Here is a 22598-nt window from a genome sequence, read left to right on the forward strand (position 1 = left end):
CACTTTTGCCAGGTGGGCCGTGGCCGGCTTTTACGTAGCTTTGTCGGCGTTTGCACCGTCCGCGCCCGATGAATCTGGCCATCTTTTTTGATCCGCTTCGTGAGGAGCTGGTAGCTCCTGCCACCTCCCCTACTGCGCTGGCCGCCTACGCCACGCGGTTTCTGGACGTGTTTCCGGACTGGCGCACCGCCGACCTGGCCCTGATTGGCTTGGACGAGTGGCGGGGCAGCGCCCAGGGCGCCCCCGCCCAGCACGGGGCCGACGAAGTGCGCCGCCGCTTCTACCAGCTTCAGAAAGGTACCGGCGCGGCCCGCATCGTGGACCTGGGCAACCTGCGGCCGGGCCTGACGCTGGAAGACACCTACCAGCGCCTGCGCGAAATTATTGCCGCTTTGCTGGAGCACAACACCGTGCCCGTGCTGCTGGGTGGCTCCCACGACCTCGACTACGGGCAGTTTCTGGCCTACGAAACCCTGGACCGGGCCGTGAGCTTCGCCACCGTGGATGCCCGCGTGGACATGGCCGAGCCCGACACCGGCGCCAGCTGCGAAGACAGCCACCTGCGCCGCATGCTGCTGCACGAGCCCAGCTTTCTGTTCAACTTTGCTCAGCTGGCCCACCAGCAGTATTTGGTGGCTCCCGATGTGCTGGCCGCGCTGGAAAAGCTGCACTTTGAGACCCTGCGCCTGGGCGCCATCCACGCCGATGTGCGGCAGGCCGAGCCCCTGCTGCGCCAAGCCGATTTCGTGAGCTTCGACGTGGCCGCTTTGCGCTGGAACGACGCCCCGGCTTACCACCCGGCTAATCCTTTTGGGCTGAGCAACGAGGAAGCCGCCCAGCTGGCCTGGTACGCCGGCCACAACGACACGCTCAGCTCCTTCGGCCTCTACGGCTACCGCCCCGACTACGACCCCCACGGCCTGGCCGCCGCCACGCTGGCCACCATGCTCTGGTACTTCGTGGAGGGCTACTACCACCGCCGCCAGGAAACCGACTTCCAGAGCCGCCGCTTTCTGCGCTACGCCGTGGGCCTGCCCGGCACGCCGGCCAAGCTGGTTTTCTACAAAAGCAAACGTACCGAGAAGTGGTGGCTGGAAGTGGAAAGCCTGGCCGACAGCGAGGTGAAGCGCATTGTGCCGTGCAGCTACCAGGACTACCTGCGCGCCGCCCAGGGCGACCTGCCCAACCGCTGGATTCTGACGCAGGCGCTGCTTGGATAGGTCTTGGTTTTTGGTTGTTTGTTTTTGGTTTTTGGCTTCTTATGAACGATTCGCCTTTGTCTTCTTCCGAACTTGACAGCCAAAAGCCAACAACCAACAACCCCGAACCAACAACCAGTTACCCCACCTACACCCGCGCCCAGCTGGCCTTGCGTAACGGGCAGGACCGGGACGAAATCTGGGTGGCCTACCAGGGGCTGATTTACGACGTGACCCGCTCCCGCCTCTGGAAGCGCGGCAACCACTACGAGCACTGGGCCGGCCAGGACCTGACCAAGGAGCTGGACCACGACGCGCCCCACACGATTCATGTCCTGGACAAGTTTACCGTCATCGGCCGGCTAGCGTAGGGGCGCGTCGCACGTGCCCGGTGGCACTGTGCCGACGGGTATCATGTAACTTGGCCCAGCTTTATCAACCCCACCCTTTTCCGGCGGGCGCGTGCAACGCGCCCCTACACTCGACGCCCCACTCCCCATGAGCACCACCGAAAGCCCCTCATCATTCGACCACCTCGAAACGCTGAGCACGCGCGAGCTGCTGGCTGGCATCAACAGCGTGGACCAGACGGTGCCGCAGGCCGTGGCCCAGGCTCTGCCGCAGCTGGAGGCGCTGGTAGAGGCTACGGTGGCCCGGCTGGGTGCCGGCGGGCGGCTGTTCTACATCGGGGCCGGCACCAGCGGGCGGCTGGGTATTCTGGACGCGTCGGAGTGCCCACCCACGTTTGGGGTGCCGCACGGGCTGGTCGTAGGGCTGATTGCCGGCGGCGACACTGCTATTCGCCGGGCCGTGGAAAACGCCGAGGACAACGCCGAACAAGCCTGGCACGACCTGCGCGAGTACGATATCAACAACCGTGACATCGTGGTCGGTATTGCCGCTTCGGGCCGGACGCCCTACGTAATCGGGGGCCTGGAGCAGGCCCGGCGCCAGGGCATTGCCACGGGCTGCATCGTGTGCAACGCTGGCTCGGCAGTAGCGGCGGCGGCCGAGTTTCCGGTGGAAATTGTGACCGGGCCGGAGTTTGTGACGGGCAGCACCCGCCTGAAGGCCGGCACGGCGCAGAAGCTGGCCCTGAACATGCTCACCACGGCCACTTTTATCCGCCTGGGCCGGGTGAAGGGCAACAAGATGGTGGACATGCAGCTTTCCAACGCCAAGCTCGTGGACCGGGGCCAGCGGATGCTGATGGAGGAGCTGGGCATTGGGCAAGACGCAGCGGCCGAGTTGCTGCGTCAGCACGGCTCGGTGCGGGCGGCCCTGGACGCGCAGCCGTAGCCCATGCTGTAGCTTGTGCTGTTAGCCGGCCCGTCTGGGTCGGGAGCCGCGAAGCCAAGAAGTTTTCGAAGGCTGTGGGAAACCCTGAGAATTCGGAGGCAGTTACAGCAGCTGACGTCTTTCCGGCATTTCTGAATACGGCACAAGCTAAAGCGTAGCTCCGCTTTCCTTCGGTTGTGCTACATTTTTCCTTCCATGCATACCATCGAGCCGCACTACGCCTGGCTGGAGCAATACTCGGCTACCGAGGACCCCCGCTCCCCCCTGCACGGAGCCGAAAATAGCCTCGACTCCTACACTAATACCATCTACGGCTACTACATCCACCCGCAGTGGGACAGCCTCGACTCCGACACGCTGTTTCTGAAGATCCTGTTCGTGGATTACGACCTCGGCATCGGCATTATCGAGTTTATCGGGGAGTGGAACGACGCCATCGAAAACGACATCATGCAGCTCAAGCGCAACATCATCGACCTGATGACGCACGAGGGCATCCGCAAATTCATCCTCGTCGGCGAAAACGTGTTCAACTTCCACGGCTCCGACGACGACTATTACGAGGAGTGGTTTGAAGACGTGGAGGACGGCTGGATTGCGGGCGTCAACTTTCAGGAGCACGTCATCCGCGAGATGCGCCAGTATAACATCGACTCCTACATCAACTTCGGCGGCCAGCTCGACGAGCTGCCGTGGCGCACCTACCCGCCGCGCAAGCTGTTTGAGGTGGTGGATGGCCTGCTCCGGCGCCGCCTGGGTTGATTCTTCCGGTCCCCCAGGGTTGAAACCCTGGGCTAATCAGCGGAGATAGACGACCTTCTACATAGCCCAGGGCTTCAGACCTGGGACGCCAACCAGCCTTGTCACCCCGATTTCCAACAAAAAAAGGCCTCCCGCGTGGTGCGGGAGGCCTTTTCTATACTAGTTGAAACTAGCCCTGGATTACTGAGCGGGGGTAGTAGCGGGAGCCGGAGTAGCCTGGCTGGGGTTAGCGTCAGCGGCGTCTTCGATTTTGTCGGCAGTAGCGTCGGCCGAGTCACGAACGGCGTCAGCTTGCTCTTCCATAGCGTCAGCTTTGGCTTCGCCAGCTTCTTCTACTTTGTCAGCAGTAGCTTCCTGAGCGTTTTCAGTTTTGCTGTCGCACGAAGCGAAGGTGAACGAAGCAGCAGCCAGGGCGAGGAACAGTACTTTTTTCATGATGAGGGTTTGTTGAGAGAGGTAAAAGTCAGTTTTGAATTGATTGAGCTGCTTTCCGACGTGGTTGGCAGCAAAATCAGGGCTTTATACCATGCTCAACAGAAGGTAACCCGGTCACCTAAAAAAATTTCTGCGCCGATTGGCATCGAGGCAAATATCCCTTGTCATTCCGAGCGGAGCGAGGAATCTGGGTTAGCCGCTAGTGAATAACTCAGATTCCTCGCTCCGCTCGGAATGACATTACCCCTTACTTCTTGCGGAACACGATGCCGATGGGCACGCCCGTGAAGTCGAAATGCTCGCGCAGGCGGTTTTCGAGGTAGCGGGTGTAGCTTTCCTTCACGTACTGCGGCAGGTTGCAGAAGAAGGCAAACACCGGATTGTGCGTGGGCAGCTGGGTGGCATACTTAATGCGCACCATTTTGCCCTTGGTGATGGGCAGCGGGTACTTCTCAATCTCCTTGAGCATCACCTCATTCAGCTCGGAAGTCGGAATTTTGCGGCGCTTGTTTTCGTACACCTGCACGGCCGTTTCGATGGCCTTGTGCACGCGCTGCTTGTTGAGCACCGACACGAACAGAATGGGTGGGTAGTTGATGGGGGCAATCTTCTCCCGAATCTTCTCCTCAAACTCCTTGGCCGTGTTGGTCTGCTTGTCCTCAATCAGGTCCCACTTGTTCACCAGAATCACAATGCCCTTGCGGTTTTTGTCGGCCAGGCCGATGATGTTCAGGTCCTGGGCCTCGATGCCGCGGGTGGCGTCGAGCATCACAATGCACACGTCAGACTCTTCCAGGGCCCGGATGGAACGGAGCACGGAGTAGAACTCGATGTCTTCGTGCACCTTGGTTTTGCGGCGCAGGCCGGCCGTGTCTACTAGGATAAACTCGTTGCCGAAGGCGTTGTAGCGGGCCTGGATGGAGTCGCGGGTGGTGCCGGCAATGTCGGTGACGATGCTGCGCTCAGTGCCGAGCAGCAGGTTCACGAACGAGGACTTACCCACGTTGGGCCGGCCGACGACGGCGATTTTGGGCACGCCGGCATCGGGCTCCTCCACGCCTTCGTCCTCGAAGTGGCTAACCACGGCGTCGAGCAGGTCGCCGGTGCCGGAACCGCTCTGGGAGCTGATGGGGTAGATTTCACCGTCGCCGAGGCCCAGGGCGTAGAACTCGCCGGCGGCGTGGGCGCGGGCGTTGGTATCGGCCTTGTTGGCCACGAGGTAGATAGGCTTTTTGCCCTGGTAGCGGCGCAGCACGTCGGCAAACTCCTCGTCCAGGGAGTGCAGGCCGGCGTCTACGTCCACCATAAACAGCACCACGTCGGCTTCCTCAATGGCGAGCTTCACCTGCTTGTTGATTTCGCCCTCAAAGATATCTTCGGAGTTGTGCACGTACCCGCCCGTGTCGATGACGGTGAAGTACTTGCCGGTCCAGTCGCCGTAGCCGTAGTGTCGGTCGCGCGTGACGCCGCTTTCGTTGTCCATGATGGCCTTGCGCTGGCCCACGAGGCGGTTGAACAGGGTGGACTTGCCCACGTTGGGGCGGCCCACAATTGCAATAGTATTCTTCATGTGTCTGACTCCAGCCGCCGGCCCGACCAGTTTCGGCAGTGCCCGGAGTAGTTGTTATAGTGAGGTCGGAATGTGTTAGACCTGAGACAGTGAGACAGGAGAGGTGAGACTTTCGTGCTGACGGCCACGCCGCTAGAACATCGTCTCACTTCTCCTGTCTCACCCTCTCAGGTCTATCCTTGATTATACCCAAACCGGCTCAGCGCCTTGGGGTCCGTGCGCCAGTTTTCGTTGATTTTGACGTGGATTTCGAGGAACACTTTTTTCTGGAAAAACTTCTCCATTTCCTCGCGGGCCCAGGTGCCTACTTTCTTTAGGGCTGAGCCTTGCTGACCGATGATGATGCCCTTCTGGCTGGCCCGCTCCACGTAGATGATGGCCCGCATCCGGATGATGGCGTCGTCCTCTTTGAACTCCTCCACGGCCACTTCGCAGCTGTAGGGCACTTCCTTTTTGTAGAGCTTGAAGATCTTTTCCCGAATCATCTCGGCGGCAAAAAACCGCTCGGGCTTGTCGGTCAGCTCGTCTTTGGGGTAGTAAGGCGGGTGCACCGGCAGGCGCTCCAGCACCAGATTCAGCACTTGGTCGGTGCCAAACTTTTCGAGGGCCGAAATGGGCAGCACCTCGGCGGCGTTGGGCAGGTGCTCTTTCCAGTAGGCCAGCTTGGCTTCCACGTCGGCCTGCTCGGCCTGGTCTATTTTGTTGACCAGCAGGATGATGGGCGTGTCCTGCATTTTGCGTAGGCGCTCTACCACCGGCTCCTCGTCGTACTTCTCGTAGATGTCCGTCACGAACAGAACCACGTCGGCGTCTTCCAACGATGAGTACACAAATGACATCATGGCGTTGTGCAGCTCGTACTTGGGCTGGATGATGCCGGGCGTGTCGGAGTACACCAGCTGAAAATCCTCGCCGTTGAGGATGCCCAGGATGCGGTGGCGCGTGGTTTGGGCCTTGCTGGTGACGATGCTGAGCCGTTCGCCCACCAGGGCATTCATGAGCGTGGACTTACCCACGTTGGGCTTGCCGATAATGCTCACAAAGCCAGCACGGTGCGGAGTAGGTTCGGTAGTCATTTCAGCGTCTGAAATTTGGCCTGCAAAGGTACGCCTTTTCGGCCAGGACCGGAACTGCCGGGCAAACGTGTTCCAACAAAGCGCCCTGGCTACTTTTGTTCCCGATGCCGCTCACCACCGTTCTGTTCGACCTCGACGATACCCTATTCGACCACACCGCCACGGCGCGGGCCGCCTTGCACGCCAGCACCGCGCACCTTGCTTTTGTGGCGGAAGTAGGGCTGGACGAGCTGTACCGCCGCTACAGCGAGCTGCTGGAAGAAATGCACCCGCGGGTGCTGGCCGGTGAACTATCCTACCACGATGCCCGCCGCCTCCGGTTTCAGCAGCTGCTGGCGCCCTACGGCGTGCTCGGTTCCGATGCCGCAGCGGAGGAGTTTGCCGCCCTTCACTACGACCAGTACCGCCGCCTGCGCCGGCCGGTGCCCGGCGCAGGGGCCCTGCTGGACGCCCTGAAGCCCCGCTACCGCACCGGCATCGTGACCAACAACCGAACCGCGGAGCAGCAGGATAAGCTACAGTTCCTGGGCCTGACGCAGTTGGTAGACGTGCTGATTACGTCGGAAGACGTGGGGGCGACCAAGCCCGACCCACATATCTTCCAAGTAGCGCTGGAGCAGCTGGGGGCCCAGCCCGACGAAGCCGTGTTCGTCGGCGACAACTGGGTGGCGGATGTAGTGGGTGCCCGAAACGCGGGCATCCGGCCCGTGTGGCTGAACCGTTTCGGCCTGGCCTGCCCCGACGCGGCCGTGGCCGTGCTGACCGGCCTGGAGCCGTTGCCCGACGTGCTGTGTGTTATTGAGGTCACAACGCCTTAGCTCACCTAAACAAGCCTAGGTGTTTCTCGGCCATTAGCCCAAACTTTACCGACTGTATCTTTGTAAGGCATACGCTTGGGGCATGCATCAATCTGCCCCTTACAGCGCTTTTTCCACGATATGCCTTCATCTTCCGCTTCTTCCAAAGGCCGCATTGGCGTGCTGCTCGTCAACCTGGGTACGCCCGACTCACCCAACACGCCCGACGTGCGCCGCTACCTCAACGAGTTCCTCACCGACGGCCGCGTGATTGACATGCCGGCCGCCGTACGTTACCCTTTGTTTCAGGGCTTGGTGGTGCCGCTACGCGCGCCCAAGTCGGCCAAGGTGTACCAGCAGCTCTGGACCGACCGGGGCTCGCCCCTGCTCTTCCACGGCCTCGACCTCAAGCAGTTGGTGCAGGAAAAGCTGGGCAAGGACTATCTGGTGGCCTTCGGGATGCGCTACCAGAACCCCAGCATCGAGAGTGCCTTGCAGGAACTGCGCGACGCGGCCGTGGAGCGCATCATCGTGCTGCCCCTGTTTCCGCAGTACGCGGCGGCCTCCACGGGCTCGGTGCAGGAGAAGGTGATGGAGCTGGTGAGCAAGTGGTGGGTGGTGCCCAGCATTTCCTTTATTAGCACCTTCGTGGACGACCCCGGCTTTATCAACAGCTTTGCCGAGCTGGGCCAGGCCGAAATGGCCAAGCACCAGTACGACCACGTGGTGTTCAGCTACCACGGCATTCCGGAGCGCCACGTGCTGAAGGGCAGCCACAAGGGCTACTGCAAGCTGGGCAACTGCTGCAACAGCTACAACAAAAACAACCGCTACTGCTACCGGGCCCAGTGCTTCGAGACGTCGCGGCAGCTGGCTGCGGCCCTGGGTTTGCAGCCCGAGCAGTACACCACTTGCTTCCAGAGCCGCCTGCAAAGCCGCCTGCGCGACCCGTGGCTCCAGCCCTACACCGACGAGGTAATCAAGGAGTTTCCGGCCCGCGGCATCAAAAACGTGCTGGCCTTCTCCCCCGCTTTCGTCGCCGACTGCCTCGAAACCACCATTGAAGTCGGCGAAGAGTTCAAGGAGCTGTTCGAGGAAGCCGGCGGCCAGCACTGGCAGCTCGTCCCCAGCCTCAATTCCAGCCCCATGTGGGTTGATGCCGTGGTGAACATGATTCACCGGAATTAGACTTTTTAGATAGGAGACGATAAGACAGGAGAAGTGAGACTTTGTTCTACTGGCCTAGCGCTATCAGGACGAAGTCTTACTTCTCCTGTCTCATCGTCTCACTTCTTTCTATAAAACGCCCGGTCGTCGTAGCTGGGCTGGTCGTAGAAGGTGCTGGAAGTGGTGGTTTCGGGCAGTTGCAGCTTGAGGGCGCGGAGCATGGCGTGCTCGTACTCGCGGGAAATGTGCACCTCGGCGTAGGGCGGGTACTCCAGCACGCTTTCGGCCGTGAGGGAGGGCACGAACACGTTGTCGCCATCCTCATCAATAGCCGCCACCCCAATGGGCAGCAGAATGCGCCGGTCCCGCTCGTTGATGCCCAGGCTATAGTCCAGCTCAATATCGAGGTAGCGCACTTTCAGCGCGTCCACGTCTACAATTAATTCGGCTACCTGGCCGAAGGCAATGCCGTCGGCGCCGCGCGCGGTCCAGCCCCGCACGTCCGGGTCGCCGTCGGCTACCTCAAACTCGGTCAGGTCGCGCAGGCGGCGCAGGTGCAGGCCTTGCGCCGAGGGAATGGGGTCGGTGGTGGGTTCCATGGCAAAACAGGAGGTTGATTAACGGGCGGGCGCCTGGTTTAGCTTTTCCACAACGGCGGCGGCCTGGGTCAGGTATGCTTTCAGCTGCTGCTGGTCCTGCGCTGTTGTTGCGCGGCCACTCAGCTCGGCGGCCTGGGTGCTGAGTGCGCGCACTTCCCCTTCGAGCTCCGGGTACGCTTTCTGCTGCATGGCCTGCATGAGGGCAGTGGCGGCCACGTAGCCGGGCCGCAGGCTGCTGCCTTCTTCCTCCAGGCGGCTGGTGGCGCTGGTCAGGTCGTCGCGGCGGGTGCTGATGGCGGGGTCGCGCAGGTCGTCCCGGTCGGCCAAGCTCACCAGAGTCGAGGTAAGCAGACGCAGTCCTTCGCGGGCATAACTGGGCTGGGAGGCGTCGCCCTGGGCAAAAGCGGCCAGCACTTCGGATGTAACGGGGGCCGCGTCAGTTGTTGATTCTGCTTCAGCAGGAGCTGCGGCAACTGTATCGGTAGCGGGAGCAGTAGCAGGAGTGGTTGGGGCGGTTTCGGCTAGCTCAGCTTCTTCGGCCGGCTGGGCTGTCGTATTCATATCGGCCCGCAGCAGCAGGTAGGCGCCCACGCCGATAACGGCCAAAACCAGCAGAATCAGCAGCCAGGGGCTGGGAGAGGATTTCTTGCGTTGAATGTTGATGTCGGCCATAGCACAGCAGCGGGTAGATGGAATTTCATACGAACGGCGAGGCACATACGATGCGGGCCGGTACCGCGGCTGATTTCGCGCCGGGTTCTGCGCCGCTCTGCCTGGCAAGGTAGAGCGGCAAGTGGCAAACTGCTATGTTTAGTGGCGGATGAGCTTGATTCCTCATCCGCTGGTGCCTCCTATGCTTTCCGACCACCTTCTCGCCGACCTGCAAGCCCGCGGCCTGCTGCCCGCGGAACAGGCCGCAGCCATCCGGCACGACGAACAAACCCGCCCGTTTTCGCTGCATCAGGAGCTGCGGGCGGCGCTGTACCTGGGCGTCACGCTGCTCACCGGGGGCCTGGGCGTGTTGCTCTACCAGCACCTCGACGCCCTGGGGTTCGGCGTAGTGCTGGCGGGCACCACCCTGCTCATGCTGGCCAGCTTTGCCTACGTGGTGTGGCGTCGGCAGCCGTTTACGTGGGGCCAGGCCAAGGCGGTCAGCTTCGTTCCCGATTACGTGCTGCTGCTGGGCTGCCTGCTGTTTCTGGCCCTCGAAACGTTTGTGCTGGCCTTATTCAACTCGGCAGACACGCGCTATGGTTTGGCTACTGTGGTGCCGGCCGTGCTGTTTTTCGGACTGGCCTACCGCTTCGACCACCGGGGCGTGCTCACCATGGGCATTACGGCCCTGGCTTCCTGGGTGGGCGTGAGCGTGGCCCCGCTGGCGGCCTTCGACAACGCGCACCATTTGGCGCGGCTGGGCGGAGCCGCCGTGCTGCTGGGGCTGCTGCTGGTTGGTGTGGGCCTGTATTCGGACCTGGCGGACCGCAAGCGGCATTTTGCCTTCACCTACATTTCACTGGGGGCCAATCTGGCGCTGCTGGCTTCTACGGCAGTGCTGTTTGAATATTATTCGCAGCCCTTTCTGCCCAAAGTGGTGGCTGTGCTGCTGGGGCTGGCCCTGAGTGCGGGCCTGATATGGTACGCCCGCCGCACGCACTCCTACTTATTCCTGCTGATGGGCGTTTTGTACGGGTATGTGATTGTGACCTATCTGGTTCTCAATTTTCTCATTGGAAGCCACACTAGTGATGATGAGGTTGTGCTTATCCTGCTCTACTTCATATTCTCGGCAGTGGGCGCTGTCCTCCTGTTTATGAACGGCAAAGCCTTTTTGCGTCGCGCATGAGCTGGAAAGCATATAACCCCGCCTGGGCCTACCACGAGGTCATGCGCGCCGCGGCTGTCCGCTGGCACCGCCGTCACCTGCTCACCCCCGCGCAACAGCAGGCCATCGGAGCCGCTTACCCACTGGATTTCTACCGGCCGGGTCTGTTTCAGCGCATCGGGCTATTCATTTTCACCTGCATCGGTGCCCTAGCCGGGGCTGGCTTTGGTGCTTTGTTTGGCGCGGCAGCTGGTATCGAGAGTTTTGGGCTTTGGGCTGCCGCCTGCGCCGTTGGGGGAATAGCCTTTCTGGAATTCCAGATCCGCAACTCCCGGCTCTACCACGCCGGGCCCGATAATGCCCTGCTGTATATTTCCCTGGCATGGCTGTATGTGCTTGTTGTCGAAATAGCCGAAACCCTGGCCACCCCACCGTATTATGTCAGCCTGTCGTTCGGCCATCAGGACTTTACGCTGGTGCTGGTGCCCATGCTTACGTTGCTGGTCCTGGCCGCCATTCGCTACGCCGACCAGCCGGTAACGGCCGCTGCTTACCTGACGGCCTTACTGCTGGCGGCCAATCTGCTCGTGCAGGTATCGGTGGGCCGGCTGCTGCTGCCGTTTGTGCTCATGGGCTTGTCGGCGGCAGCTTACACCCTGGTTCGCCGCCTCACGCGCCGCCCCGACTACCCCTACTACCGCCGCTGCCTGGGCTGGCTGAAAGCCCTGACGCTAACTACTTTTTATCTGGCCGGCAATTACTACGTGGTGCGGGAGGGCAACGCCTGGCTTAGCGGCGCCTCCACATCCAGCCAGATTCCGCTGGCCCCGTTATTTTATCTGTTCACGGCCCTAATTCCGGTGGTATACGTGGTGCACGCCCTGCGCCGCCCCGCCGACCGTACCTGGCTCCTGCTGGGCCTGCTCACGGCGGCGTTTTCGCTGTTCACACTGCGCTACTACCGCTCGGTACTGCCGCCCGAAATAGCGGCCGTAGTGGGTGGAGCCGTGCTGGTGGGCGGGGCGGCCTGGCTGGCGCGCTACCTCCGGCCCGCCCGTCACGGCCTCACCTCCCTGCCCTCCGACGAGCAGCGCCTTTATGTCAACCTGGAGTCGTTGGTGACGGCCGAAGCAGTTGCGGCGCCCGTGGCTTCCGCGGCCCCGGCTTTCGAGTTTGGGGGCGGGCAGTCGGGTGGAGGCGGGGCCGAAGGAACGTATTAGAGCGGCGTGAACTGTTGAGTAGCAGCCCGGAGTAGATAACTCACTAGCAGCCTTCGCTTCCGTTTGGTCGTATAGCCGCTTTGACCTCACGCTCCGCTATGCACCGCACCCTCACTATTACCGTTCCAGCCTCAACCACTGAAACCCTCTGCCAGCAGCTTACTCACCTCGACGACGTTATTGGCCTAAGCGTACAGCCCGGCGCTTCCCGCAAACCTCCCGGCGACGTAATAACGGTGCACGTGCTCAACCGCGGGGCCGACGAAACCCTGCGCACCGTGCATAATCTGGTTTCCGACCCGCAGGCCTTATCCATTGCCACCTCCGAGCTAACCAGCATCATTGCTCCCGCCGATGCCGAGCGGGTCATGAAAGACAAGGACGAGGCTATTTGGGAAGAAATTGAGTCCGGGTTGCGGCACCAGGGCCGCCTTACCGGCAATTACCTTTCGTTGATGACGCTGGGCGGCATCATTGCGGCCGTGGGTCTGGTTTCTGAACCAGTACCGCAAGCTATAGCCTTTATTGCTTCCAGCATCATCTCGCCGGGCTTCGAGCCGCTGGCCAAGATTCCGCTGGGGCTGGTGCTGCGGCGCTGGGTGGTGGCAGCACGGGGCCTGGGCTCCTCGCTGGCCGGGTACGCTCTGTTTGCCCTGGCGGCAGGCCTCACAATGCTGGGACTGGTGTCAATTGACGCAACGTCGGTTGGTGAGTTGGCTACCAACCCGGAAGTGAAAAATCTGGTGCATCCCGGCCTCAAAGAGCTGATTATTTCGGCCTGTGGTGCGGCAGCCGGTATTATCATCGTTGCGGCTTACCGTCGCAGCATTATTGCCGGCCCCCTCATTGCCCTCGTGCTCATGCCCGCGGCGGCCCTGTTGGGCAGCGGGCTAGCCGTAGGCCGCTTCGACCTAGCCTGGGAAGGGCTGGCCCGGTTCCTGGCCGATGCGGGCTTTATCCTCGGTTTCGGTACTCTCATCTTTCTGCTGAAACAGCTAACCGTACACCGCCGGCAACCAATCGAATAGCCGGTTTTCTGCTACTAGTGAAAAGCACCAGACCCCGGCACGTGTATGCCGGGGTCTGGTGCTTTTTAATGGTTATAAGTGCCGACAGGGAGCCTTACACACTCAACGGCTGCTTCCGGTACATCTTAGCCAGCTGCTCCACGGCGTAGTCCACTTCCTCCGTGGTGTTGTACTTGCTCATCGAAAAGCGAATAACCCCGCGGTTGGGGTCGGCGCCCAGGGCGCTGAGCACGTGGGAGCCGGCATTGGCCCCGCTAGTGCAGGCCGAGCCGCCCGACACCGACACCTTGTTGATGTCGAGGTTGAAAAGCAGCATCTCGTTCAGCTCCGACGGCGGCAAACTCACGCTCAGCACCGTGTACAGGCTCTGGTCGGCCTCGGCGGACGTGCCGTTGAACTGGATGCCGTCGATGGTAGCGCGCAGCTTCTCGATAAACCGGTCTTTCAGCCCTTGAATATGGCGCTGGTGGGCGTCCATGTCCCGGTAGGCAATTTCCAGGGCTTTGGCCAGCCCGATGATGCCGTACACGTTTTCGGTGCCGGCCCGCTGGTTGCGCTCCTGGGAGCCGCCGTGAATCAGGGCATCCACGAGCAGGCCCGAGCGGCGGTACAGAAAGCCCACCCCCTTCGGCCCGTGAAACTTGTGCGCCGAGCCCACCAGAAAGTGATTTTTCAGCTGCTGCACGTTGTGGCGGTAGTGGCCCATAGTCTGCACCGTATCGGTGTGGAACACGGCCTCGTGCCGGGCGCAGATGTCGCCGATGGCCCCGATGTCGTTCAGGTTGCCGATTTCGTTGTTGGCGTGCATCAGGCTCACAAACGTGCGGCCGGAGTACGCGGCCAGCAGCTGGTCGAGGTGCTCCAGGTCGAGGCAGCCCTGCTCGTCGTGGCGCACGTAGCTGAGCTGAATGTCGCCGCGCTTTTCCAGGGCTTGCAAGGTGTGCAGCACGGCGTGGTGCTCCAGCGGCGAGGTGATGGCGTGCCGGATGCCCAGAGTCCGCACGGAACCAAAAGCGGCGTAATTGTCGGCTTCCGTTCCGCCCGAGGCAAAGCTGATTTCGGCCGGCGCGGCCTGAATCAGGTGGGCAATGGTTTTGCGGGCATTTTCGATGGCGGCGCGCACCTGCCGGCCGTGGCCGTGAATGCTACTGGGGTTGCCGAAATGGTCCCGCATAAACGGCAGCATGGCATCCAGCACCTCGGGGTCCAGCGGCGTAGTGGCGGCGTTATCGAAATACACGTTCATGAATTAGACACGAGAAAGTGAGACATGAGAAGTGAGACTTTCGTGCTGACGGCTGAATCGAGAGAACGGAGTCTCACTTCTCATGTCTCATGTCTCACTTCTGCAAGTGCAGAACTACTTGCTGATAATTTCCTTGATGTCGCCGATGATTTTGTTGGCCAGGTGGTCGGCGGTGGCGTTGGAGTCCGACTCGGCGTAGATGCGGATGATGGGCTCGGTGTTGGACTTGCGCAGGTGCACCCATTCTTTGTCAAACTCGATTTTAACGCCGTCAACCGTGTTAATAGGCTGCTTGGCGTAGCGCTTCTGCATCTGCACCAGCACCTGGTCGGTATTGATTTCCGGCGTCAGCTCAATCTTGTTTTTCGAGATGAAGTAGTTCGGGTACGAGGCCCGCAGGCGGGTCATGGTCAGGCCGGTTTTGGCCAGATGGCTCAGGAACAGCGCAATGCCCACCAGCGAGTCGCGGCCGTAGTGCAGCTCCGGGTAAATGATGCCTCCATTGCCCTCGCCCCCAATCACGGCGTTGGTTTCCTTCATCTTGTTTACCACGTTCACCTCGCCCACGGCCGCGGCGGCGTAGGAGCCGCCGTGCTTCTCTGTCACGTCGCGCAGGGCGCGGGTGCTGCTCAGGTTGCTCACGGTGTTGCCGCCGCCCAGCTGTTGCAGCACGTAGTCCGACACGGCTACCAGCGTGTATTCCTCACCGAACATGGTGCCGTCTTCGTTCACCAGGGCCAGGCGGTCCACGTCGGGGTCCACCACGATACCTAGGTCAAAGCGCCCTTTTTCGAGCAGCTTCGAGATGTCGCGCAGGTTTTCGGGCAGGGGCTCGGGGTTGTGGGCGAAGTCGCCGGTTGGCTCACAAAACAGCTTCTCAATGGTTTTCACGCCCAACTGCTCCAGCAGCATGGGCACGGCAAAGCCGCCCGTCGAGTTTACGGCATCCACTACCACCCGAAACTTCCGGGCCCGAATGGCGGCGCGGTCCACGAGCGGCAGGGCCAGAATGGCGTTGATGTGCTCCTGCAAGAAGGTATTATCGGTGGTGTATTTGCCCAGCTTGGTAACGGGCGCAAAGTCGAAAGCCTCGGAGTCGCCGAGGGCCAGCACCTGCTTGCCGTCCTCATCCGAAATAAACTCGCCTTTGCTGTTAAGCAGCTTCAGCGCGTTCCACTGCTTAGGGTTGTGCGAAGCCGTAAGAATAATGCCGCCCCCCGCGTTTTTGGCCGGCACGGCCATTTCGACGGTGGGGGTAGTGCTCAGGCCCAGGTCGATGACGTCGATGCCCAGCCCTTGCAGCGTAGCCGACACCAGCCGGCTTACCATGTCGCCGGAAAGGCGGGCGTCGCGGCCGATAACCAGGGTGTTGTTTTGCGTTTTTTGTAGCACCCAGGTTCCAAACGCCGCCGCGTACTTCACCACGTCGATGGGCGTCAGGCCCTCGCCGACTGCTCCTCCGATAGTGCCTCGTATTCCCGAAATCGATTTAATTAGTGCCACTAGCTTGTCAGTGTTAGGAGTGCGCAAAAGTAGGCAAAGCCCCCTGGTTTCCCTACGTTAGGCTGGCGGCGGCTGGTGACACCCCGCTTACAAGCCTCTGAGTGCGGAACGGAAGGGCGTTAGCCGTTGTATATTTGGCCTGATGGAAAAACCTATTGCTGACCGCCGTACCGCGCAGCTAGCCGCTTTTGGCCGCTTGCTCGACGTGCTGGACCGCCTGCGGGCCGAGTGCCCCTGGGACCGGAAACAAACCATGCAGAGTCTGCGCCACCTCACCATCGAGGAAACCTACGAGCTGAGCGACGCCATCTTGCGGCAGGACTTGCCCGACGTGCAGAAGGAGCTGGGGGATGTAATGCTCCACTTGGCTTTTTACGCCAAAATTGCCAGCGAACAGGGTGCTTTCGACATTGCCGATGTGCTGCATGCCCAGTGTGAAAAGCTTATTTTTCGGCATCCGCACATCTACGGCGACACCCAGGCTAGCACCGAGGAGGAAGTGAAGCGCAACTGGGAGCAGCTGAAATTACAGGAGAAAGGCAACACGTCTGTACTTGGCGGCGTACCCGTATCATTACCGGCCTTGGTAAAGGCGATGCGCATTCAGGAAAAGGCTCGGGGCGCCGGTTTCGACTGGGAGCAGCCCGAGCAGGTTTGGGATAAAGTGCAGGAGGAGCTGGCCGAGTTTAAAGCCGAGTTTGCTTCACCGGCGCCCGAAGTCCCGGCTAGTGAGCGGGCCGCCAGCGAATTTGGTGACCTGTTGTTCTCCTTGATCAACTTTGCCCGGCACGCGGGCATCAACCCGGAAGAAGCTCTGGAACAAACGAATCGTAAGTTTATTCGGCGCTTTCAATACCTCGAAACCGAGGCCGCCCGCCAAGGCCAGCAACTCCGCGACCTGACCCTGGCTCAGATGGATGTGTACTGGGAACAAGCCAAAAAACTCTCCATTCCGACCCCCGACCAGCCTACCTCAGAATAGCCTTTTTTTGAGTTACGAACCGTTTTAAAGCGTTTAAAGCCATTTTCTATTTGGCAGCGCGCGGGTTTTTATTTAGGTTTGCCAAGGCTAGACCTACCGTCGGCCAGGGCCCCGCGCACGAGCAGACCCATGTTCCTCCCGCCGTCATACTGCGGAAAGAAACATGCGGGTGAGCGGGGCTCCCCCGTCTATAGGCTGGTCGAAAACAGTTCTTCACTTTTTTACCCTCCCGTTTAACCTTTCACAACAACCCCCTAATTCTCCGGAACAATGGAACAAAAGAATGCCATGAACAAGCCTGCGGCCCGGCCCGCCGCTGCTGCTGCTGCGCCGAAGGGCGATGCCAAGGGCGGTGGTTCGTCCCTGTTTGCCATCCTCGCCATCGTCCTAGCGTTTATTGTCAGCGTCATCGTCTACAAGTTCGTTCTCGGTAACCCCACCCACTTCATTGGCGACAACCCCGCCAATAACCCCAAGCCCGGCGACTACTTCGGTATCGTGTATAAGGGGGGTGTGATTGTGCCCGTGCTGATGACCATGTTCTTGTGCGTTATCATCTTCTCGATTGAGCGCGCCCTGACCATCGGCAAAGCCAAAGGCACCAAGAGCATCGAGCAGTTTGTGCGCAGCATCCGCCAGAAGCTGAACGTAAACGACATCACCGGCGCCATTGCCGCCTGCGACCAGCAGAAGGGTTCGGTAGCCAACGTGGTGAAAGCCGGCCTGCTGAAGTACCAGGAAATGGCCCGTGAGCGTGGCCTCGACAAAGACCAGAAGATTCTGGCCATCCAGAAGGAAATCGAAGAGTCGACGGCTCTGGAGCTGCCCATGCTGGAGAAAAACCTGGTTATCATTTCCACGCTGGCTTCCATTGCCACGCTGGTAGGTCTGCTGGGTACGGTATTCGGTATGATCAACGCCTTCGCCGCTCTGGCTAACGCCGGTGCCCCCGACGCCGTAGGTCTGGCCAACGGTATCTCGGAAGCTCTGATCAACACGGCCCTGGGTATCTTGACCTCGGCCCTGGCTATCGTAGCCTACAACTACTTCACCAGCAAGATTGACGAGCTGACCTACAGCATCGACGAAGCTGGCTTCAGCATCATCCAGACCTTCGCTTCGCAGCACGACGAAACGGCTCCGGCTGGCACTACTACCGGCACGGCTTACACCGCCTAAGTTCAAACGGACAGATAAAGCGCACTTTTTTGCGCAATCATCCGTTAGAATGCACGAAACTTTATTCTAGTCAGCAATGCCCAAAGTAAAGCCCCATAGAACGTCCCCCTCGCTGGATATGACCCCGATGGTGGACCTGGCATTCCTGCTGGTGACTTTCTTCATGCTCACCACCAAGTTTGCCCCGGAAGAGGCCGTGGTGGTGGACACGCCCGGTTCTACCTCCGAGCTGCGCCTGCCTGAGTCACACGTAATCACAATTTCCGTCGACAAAGACCAGCGCGTATTCTTCGGCATGGACGATGCCAAGCCCAAGATTGAGATGTTGAAGCAAGTGGGAGCCAAGTACGGCGTCAGCTTTACGGAAACCCAGGCGAAAACCTTCTCCAATCTGTCGAGCTTTGGTATGCCCATCGAGAAGCTGCCGGCATTCCTGAACCTGTCGAACGAGCAGCGTAAGGCCTACAAGCAGGACGGTATTCCGGCCGACTCGACGAACAACCAGTTCATTGAGTGGGTGGTAGCCGGGCAGACGGCCAGCCGCAAGGAGTTTGGCAAGCCCAACTACATTGCGGTGAAAGGCGACAACAACGCCGACGTGCCGACGGTGAAGAAAATCATCAAGCTGATGCAGGATAAGAACATCAACCGGTTCAACCTCATTACCGACCTGGAAACGAAGCCCGTAGCCGGCCGGTAAATAATCCGCACAGAAGAAATGGCAGAAATCCAACAACAAGCCGACTCCGGCGGAAAAGGCGGAAAGAAGCGGGCCAAGAAAATGTCGACCAAAATCGACATGACTCCCATGGTGGACTTGGCCTTCCTGCTCCTGACCTTCTTCATGCTCACCACCACCTTTAGCAAACCCACCGTTATGCAGGTAACGATGCCGGTGAAGCCAAAGGAAGGTGACCCGCCTTCTGAGCTGCCCGCGCGTAATGCCTTCACGATTTTGCTGGGTGAAAACAACAAAATCTACTATTACGAAGGGCTGTTGCGCGAAGGCGAAGCCAAGCCGGAATTGCAGCTTTCGAGCTACGATGCCAATGGCATCCGTAAGGCCATCCTCCAGCGCCGTCAGGCCAACCCCGAAACGGTTATCCTGATCAAGCCGGACGATAAGTCGAACTACAAGAACATGGTAGATATCCTGGATGAAATGAACATCACCGACCAGAAAAAGTACGCGCTGGTGGACATTTCAAAAGCGGATACCGAGTTGATTAAATCTTCTGGCTTATGATGGACAACACGCAATTGGCCGGCGCTACCCTTGACGATATCGTTTTTGAGGGGCGCAACAAGGCCTACGGAGCTTTTGTGCTCCGGCGGTTGTACGGCAAACACGTGACTCGTGCCGTTCTCATCGCCATTGCCCTTTTCACTCTCATGATTAGCTTCCCGCTGATTGCGCGGATGTTCAAGAAAGAGGAAGTGGCCGTGGATGATAAGATGCTGAAAGAGAACGTGCTCATGGATGCCCCGCCGCTGGACGCTACCAAGCCGCCACCCCCACCGCCACCTCCACCGGAGGCGCCGCCACCCCCACCGCCTAAGCTGACTACCATCAAGTTCACCCCTCCGGTGGTGAAGAAAGATGAGGAAGTAAAGAAGGTGGAAGAAATACCGGACCAGGAAGAGCTGAAGGACAGGGTTGTTGCCACCGAAACGGTGAAGGGCAACACCGACAACCCCGCTGACCTGGCTGGCCTGGAGCCCGGCGAGGGTACCAAGGCCGTAGAGGAAGTAGTGGAAACCAAACCCTACACCTACGTTGAGCAGATGCCAGTTTTCCCCGGTGGGCAAGAAGCTTTGTTGCAATACATTGCCAAGAACATCAAGTACCCGCCGATGGCTCTGCGCAACCAAGTTGAAGGCCGCGTTTTCATTAAGTTCGTAGTAGGTCCCGATGGGTCGGTTACGAATGCTGAGGTGCAGAAGGGTATCGGTGCTGGCTGCGACGAAGAGTCGTTGCGAGTAATCAAGAACCTGCCTCGCTTCACTCCCGGTAAGCAAAACGGCCGCGCTGTACCAGTATACTTCACGGTTCCGGTAACCTTCGCCATCAAGTAAGGCACCTTGTTTTCAGCTCCGGTTGAAAGCAGCACAACCCCGAATCAGACCTTGGTTTGATTCGGGGTTTTTGTTTTATGGTTATTGGCAAAGTAGCGCCAAGAAAATATAGTCGTCAGGCATACTACCTATATTCTATGCAGCGTTTTACGTAATGAAAGCTAGCGGGTAAGTAAGTGTAGCCGGCGAGTGGCTTGGTGTCATTGGTTTCTCAATTCATTCATTTAACCATATACCCTCATGACTACCACCGCACCTACCCCGCTCCCGTCCCTGGACGACATCGTCTTCGAGGGCCGCAACAAAGCCTACGGCGCCTACGTGCTGCGCCAGCAGTACAGCAGCCACCTTCGCACGGCCGTGCTGTTAGCTACTACCCTAGCCGCGCTGCTGATTGCTATTCCGCTGGTAGTGCAGCGGCTATGGCCGGCACCTATTCAGGCAGCCGCTCCTGTTATTCCGAATGAGGAAGGTCATAAGCTGATGAGAGTGGACATAGATCAACCAGTTATGCCACCAGCTCAGGCCAAGCAGGTAGTTGTGCGGCCGCCGCAGTCAGAAGTGCCGACCAAAGTCGTTCCCAACGATGAGGCCAAACCGGTGGAGCCAAGTCCAGCTGTTGAGCCTATTGATGCGCCCACTGAAGTTGGGCCAGTAGCAAGCACTGGGGCAACTGGAAATGAAAATGGTGCCGTTGGTGGCAGCGCAACAGGCGCTGGTGATACTGTAGCTCCGCCCGCCCCGGCGCCGGCCAAGATGGAGCCATTCGTGCATGTGGAGGAAATGCCGGAATTCATGGGTGGCAATGCGGCCCTGATGAAGTACTTGCAGCGCCACCTGCGCTACCCCATGCCGGCTCTGCGGGAGGGTGTTTCAGGCAAAGTCTACATCTCCTTTACCGTGAATACCGACGGCTCTATTACCGACGTGGAAGTGCTGAAGGGCCTGGGATACGGCACCGACGAAGAAGCTTCCCGCGTGATTCGGCAGATGCCCGCCTGGAAGCCCGGCCGCCAAAACCAGCGCGCGGTGCCCGTCCGGTACAATCTGCCGATTACGTTCCGCTACGAGTAAAGCTGCCGGCCGCAACCTAGGCGCGGCCTTGAAGTAAGTCAAAACCAACTGGTGACCTGTCGCCAGTTGGTTTTGACTTTTATTGCGGCAATAAAACCTCCGCCGGCTCGTTTGCCAGAGCCGTAAAACGAACAAACCTTACGCGGTTCTACGTTAGGAGCATGTACACTCGCACTTGCTTTTCACATGCAACATCGTCCGCACACCGACGAACGTCTGGGCCAGCGTGGTCCTCAAAACCTGGTCCGTTACTTTATGCTGCTGATGTCGGTGGTGTATGTGGGGCTTGGTCTGTACCTGTGGTTGGCCCCTCAAACGGCCCTGACGCTGGGCAACACCCCGCGCCAGCTGCTGGCGGCCGTCTTTGTATTTTATGGAATCATTAGATTTGTCCGCACCTATCAGCAACATTTTAAACGGAATCCGAATGATGCGCGCTAACCTGCATGGTCTGAAAGTAGCTCTGACGCTAACCAGTGCGCTATTACTGGCCGGCTGCGGCAGTGAGGGTACCGGCAAAACGGAAGACTACACCGATACGGCTACGAGCGGCGCTATTCGGATCAGCGTGGATGAAACGTTTGAGCCAATCCTGAAATCACACGTCGACACGTTCCAGAAGCTGTACACCGGGGCACGCATCAATGCGTTGTACCGGCCTGAGCAGGAAGCCATGCGGGCCTTGCTGGCCGACAGCGTACGGCTGGCGGTATTGTCGCGGGAGCTGAACCAGGAAGAACGTGCCCTGCTGGACCAGCAAAAGATGATGCCGCGCACCACCCGCATTGGGGTAGACGGGGTGGCCATTATCGTGCATCCCAGCAACCCCGATTCGCTGCTCACGCTGGCCCAGCTTCGGGGCATTTTTACGGGCCAGCAACAGCAGTGGAACCAGGTAAATACTAAAAATAAGCTGGGGGCCATTACCGTTGTGTTCGACAATAACAACTCCAGTACTGCCCGCTTCGTGCAGGACTCGGTGACCAGGGGAGGTGCTTTGACGAAGCAGGCTTTTGCCTCGAAATCGAACCCAGCTCTACTGGATTACGTTGCAACTCATCCAAACGCAATTGGCGTAATCGGCGTCAACTGGATCAGTGACCGGGACGATGCCGCCGTTCAAAAGTTCCTGAAGCGGGTTCGGGTGGTGGGGGTAAGCGCCAAAGACAAGCCTGCCTCGCCCGATGATTACGTCCAGCCTTACCAAGCCTACCTGGCCCAGAAAACCTATCCGTTGCGGCGCGAGCTGTATATTATCAGCCGGGAAGCGCGGGCGGGCCTTGGCACCGGTTTTGCCTCTTTCGTAGCCGGCCAGAAGGGCCAGCTGATTATGCTAAAGGCGGGCCTGATGCCGGCTACGGGCCAAGTGCGCGTGGTCGAGGTAAAGCCTCAATAACTACCTTTCTGTTCTTTTCCTTCCACTCGTTTTTCATTTAACCCTTTGCACATGAATCTCAAGCCCTGGAAGCTTACGCTCCTCGCTGCCTTGTCTGTTTCTGGCACTGCTGCCTTCGCTCAGTCTGTCCAGAGCGCGCAAAAGGCTATGGAGCTGGAGCGGTACAAT

Annotated in this window: 24 protein-coding genes; 17 read left to right on the forward strand and 7 right to left on the reverse strand. The window is 59.6% G+C overall.

From position 1 onward, the window contains the following. Nucleotides 1-50: 50 nt before the first annotated feature. The 4 genes from OIS53_RS12485 to OIS53_RS12500 all read left to right on the forward strand — a co-directional run bounded on the left by OIS53_RS12485 (nt 51) and on the right by OIS53_RS12500 (nt 3260). Complete coding sequence (locus OIS53_RS12485; protein WP_264678904.1) at nt 51-1220, forward strand: formimidoylglutamase; 1170 nt, start codon at nt 51-53, stop codon at nt 1218-1220. A gap of 143 nt (nt 1221-1363) precedes the next feature. Further along, nucleotides 1364-1570, forward strand: a complete 207-nt coding sequence (locus OIS53_RS12490) for a cytochrome b5 domain-containing protein (RefSeq protein ID WP_413775195.1) — start codon at nt 1364-1366, stop codon at nt 1568-1570. Between the two features lie 127 nt (nt 1571-1697). Beyond that, nucleotides 1698-2498: an N-acetylmuramic acid 6-phosphate etherase gene (gene murQ / locus OIS53_RS12495; RefSeq protein WP_264682353.1), complete on the forward strand. Its 801-nt coding sequence runs from the start codon at nt 1698-1700 to the stop codon at nt 2496-2498. A gap of 195 nt (nt 2499-2693) precedes the next feature. Then, nucleotides 2694-3260, forward strand: coding sequence for a hypothetical protein (locus tag OIS53_RS12500; protein WP_264678906.1), 567 nt, complete (start codon nt 2694-2696; stop codon nt 3258-3260). Between the two features lie 180 nt (nt 3261-3440). Here OIS53_RS12500 and OIS53_RS12505 read toward each other — a convergent pair whose 3' ends face one another. The 3 genes from OIS53_RS12505 to era form a co-directional block, all read right to left on the reverse strand. Further along, a complete protein-coding gene (locus tag OIS53_RS12505; RefSeq protein ID WP_264678907.1) occupies nt 3441-3695 on the reverse strand; it encodes a hypothetical protein in 255 nt (84 codons plus the stop codon). Between the two features lie 247 nt (nt 3696-3942). Beyond that, complete coding sequence (gene der, locus OIS53_RS12510) at nt 3943-5265, reverse strand: ribosome biogenesis GTPase Der (RefSeq protein ID WP_264678908.1); 1323 nt, start codon at nt 5263-5265, stop codon at nt 3943-3945. Between the two features lie 173 nt (nt 5266-5438). After that, the gene (gene era, locus OIS53_RS12515; RefSeq protein WP_264678909.1) at nt 5439-6341 is read right to left on the reverse strand and encodes a GTPase Era; all 903 of its coding nucleotides are present in this window, start codon (nt 6339-6341) and stop codon (nt 5439-5441) included. Nucleotides 6342-6445: 104 nt separating this feature from the next. Here era and OIS53_RS12520 point away from each other — a divergent pair, with 104 nt between their 5' ends. Then, nucleotides 6446-7159, forward strand: coding sequence for an HAD family hydrolase (locus OIS53_RS12520; protein ID WP_264678910.1), 714 nt, complete (start codon nt 6446-6448; stop codon nt 7157-7159). Nucleotides 7160-7279: 120 nt separating this feature from the next. Continuing rightward, the gene (gene hemH / locus OIS53_RS12525) at nt 7280-8326 is read left to right on the forward strand and encodes a ferrochelatase (protein ID WP_264678911.1); all 1047 of its coding nucleotides are present in this window, start codon (nt 7280-7282) and stop codon (nt 8324-8326) included. 98 nt (nt 8327-8424) lie between these two features. On the opposite strand, the gene OIS53_RS12530 is transcribed toward hemH, so the two are convergent. Both OIS53_RS12530 and OIS53_RS12535 read right to left on the reverse strand, forming a co-directional pair. Next, a complete protein-coding gene (locus tag OIS53_RS12530; protein WP_264678912.1) occupies nt 8425-8904 on the reverse strand; it encodes a PRC-barrel domain-containing protein in 480 nt (159 codons plus the stop codon). Between the two features lie 18 nt (nt 8905-8922). Continuing rightward, nucleotides 8923-9576: a hypothetical protein gene (locus OIS53_RS12535; protein WP_264678913.1), complete on the reverse strand. Its 654-nt coding sequence runs from the start codon at nt 9574-9576 to the stop codon at nt 8923-8925. A 181-nt stretch (nt 9577-9757) separates the two neighbouring features. Here OIS53_RS12535 and OIS53_RS12540 point away from each other — a divergent pair, with 181 nt between their 5' ends. The 3 genes from OIS53_RS12540 to OIS53_RS12550 all read left to right on the forward strand — a co-directional run bounded on the left by OIS53_RS12540 (nt 9758) and on the right by OIS53_RS12550 (nt 12974). Next, nucleotides 9758-10747: a DUF2157 domain-containing protein gene (locus tag OIS53_RS12540; protein ID WP_264678914.1), complete on the forward strand. Its 990-nt coding sequence runs from the start codon at nt 9758-9760 to the stop codon at nt 10745-10747. Further along, the gene (locus OIS53_RS12545; RefSeq protein WP_264678915.1) at nt 10744-11946 is read left to right on the forward strand and encodes a hypothetical protein; all 1203 of its coding nucleotides are present in this window, start codon (nt 10744-10746) and stop codon (nt 11944-11946) included. The genes OIS53_RS12540 and OIS53_RS12545 overlap by 4 nt, the downstream gene beginning before the upstream one ends. Before the next feature lie 98 nt (nt 11947-12044). Beyond that, a complete protein-coding gene (locus tag OIS53_RS12550) occupies nt 12045-12974 on the forward strand; it encodes a DUF389 domain-containing protein (RefSeq protein ID WP_264678916.1) in 930 nt (309 codons plus the stop codon). 94 nt (nt 12975-13068) lie between these two features. Here OIS53_RS12550 and OIS53_RS12555 read toward each other — a convergent pair whose 3' ends face one another. Both OIS53_RS12555 and glmM read right to left on the reverse strand, forming a co-directional pair. Then, nucleotides 13069-14220, reverse strand: a complete 1152-nt coding sequence (locus OIS53_RS12555) for a cysteine desulfurase family protein (RefSeq protein ID WP_264678917.1) — start codon at nt 14218-14220, stop codon at nt 13069-13071. A 114-nt stretch (nt 14221-14334) separates the two neighbouring features. Then, entirely contained in the window at nt 14335-15723 is a 1389-nt protein-coding gene (glmM, locus tag OIS53_RS12560; protein WP_264682354.1) for a phosphoglucosamine mutase, read from the reverse strand. A 142-nt stretch (nt 15724-15865) separates the two neighbouring features. Here glmM and mazG point away from each other — a divergent pair, with 142 nt between their 5' ends. The 8 genes from mazG to OIS53_RS12600 all read left to right on the forward strand — a co-directional run bounded on the left by mazG (nt 15866) and on the right by OIS53_RS12600 (nt 22430). Further along, on the forward strand, nt 15866-16705 hold the full coding sequence (mazG, locus tag OIS53_RS12565) for a nucleoside triphosphate pyrophosphohydrolase (protein ID WP_264678918.1): 840 nt from the start codon (nt 15866-15868) through the stop codon (nt 16703-16705). Between the two features lie 270 nt (nt 16706-16975). Further along, nucleotides 16976-17884 (forward strand): MotA/TolQ/ExbB proton channel family protein, encoded by a 909-nt coding sequence (locus OIS53_RS12570; protein ID WP_264678919.1) that lies wholly within the window; start codon nt 16976-16978, stop codon nt 17882-17884. A 76-nt stretch (nt 17885-17960) separates the two neighbouring features. Beyond that, complete coding sequence (locus OIS53_RS12575; RefSeq protein ID WP_264678920.1) at nt 17961-18584, forward strand: ExbD/TolR family protein; 624 nt, start codon at nt 17961-17963, stop codon at nt 18582-18584. A gap of 18 nt (nt 18585-18602) precedes the next feature. Next, nucleotides 18603-19130 carry an ExbD/TolR family protein gene (locus tag OIS53_RS12580; protein ID WP_264678921.1) on the forward strand — a complete coding sequence of 176 codons (528 nt, stop codon included), beginning with the start codon at nt 18603-18605 and terminating at the stop codon, nt 19128-19130. Continuing rightward, a complete protein-coding gene (locus tag OIS53_RS12585; RefSeq protein WP_264678922.1) occupies nt 19127-19960 on the forward strand; it encodes an energy transducer TonB in 834 nt (277 codons plus the stop codon). The genes OIS53_RS12580 and OIS53_RS12585 overlap by 4 nt, the downstream gene beginning before the upstream one ends. Before the next feature lie 240 nt (nt 19961-20200). Beyond that, nucleotides 20201-21034, forward strand: a complete 834-nt coding sequence (locus tag OIS53_RS12590; RefSeq protein ID WP_264678923.1) for an energy transducer TonB — start codon at nt 20201-20203, stop codon at nt 21032-21034. Between the two features lie 186 nt (nt 21035-21220). Continuing rightward, nucleotides 21221-21475, forward strand: coding sequence for a hypothetical protein (locus tag OIS53_RS12595; protein WP_264678924.1), 255 nt, complete (start codon nt 21221-21223; stop codon nt 21473-21475). Next, nucleotides 21462-22430 (forward strand): PstS family phosphate ABC transporter substrate-binding protein, encoded by a 969-nt coding sequence (locus tag OIS53_RS12600; protein WP_264678925.1) that lies wholly within the window; start codon nt 21462-21464, stop codon nt 22428-22430. Before OIS53_RS12595 ends, OIS53_RS12600 begins: the two co-directional genes overlap by 14 nt. Nucleotides 22431-22598: the final 168 nt, after the last annotated feature.

This window comes from Hymenobacter sp. YIM 151500-1, assembly GCF_025979885.1.
Lineage (GTDB): Bacteria > Bacteroidota > Bacteroidia > Cytophagales > Hymenobacteraceae > Hymenobacter.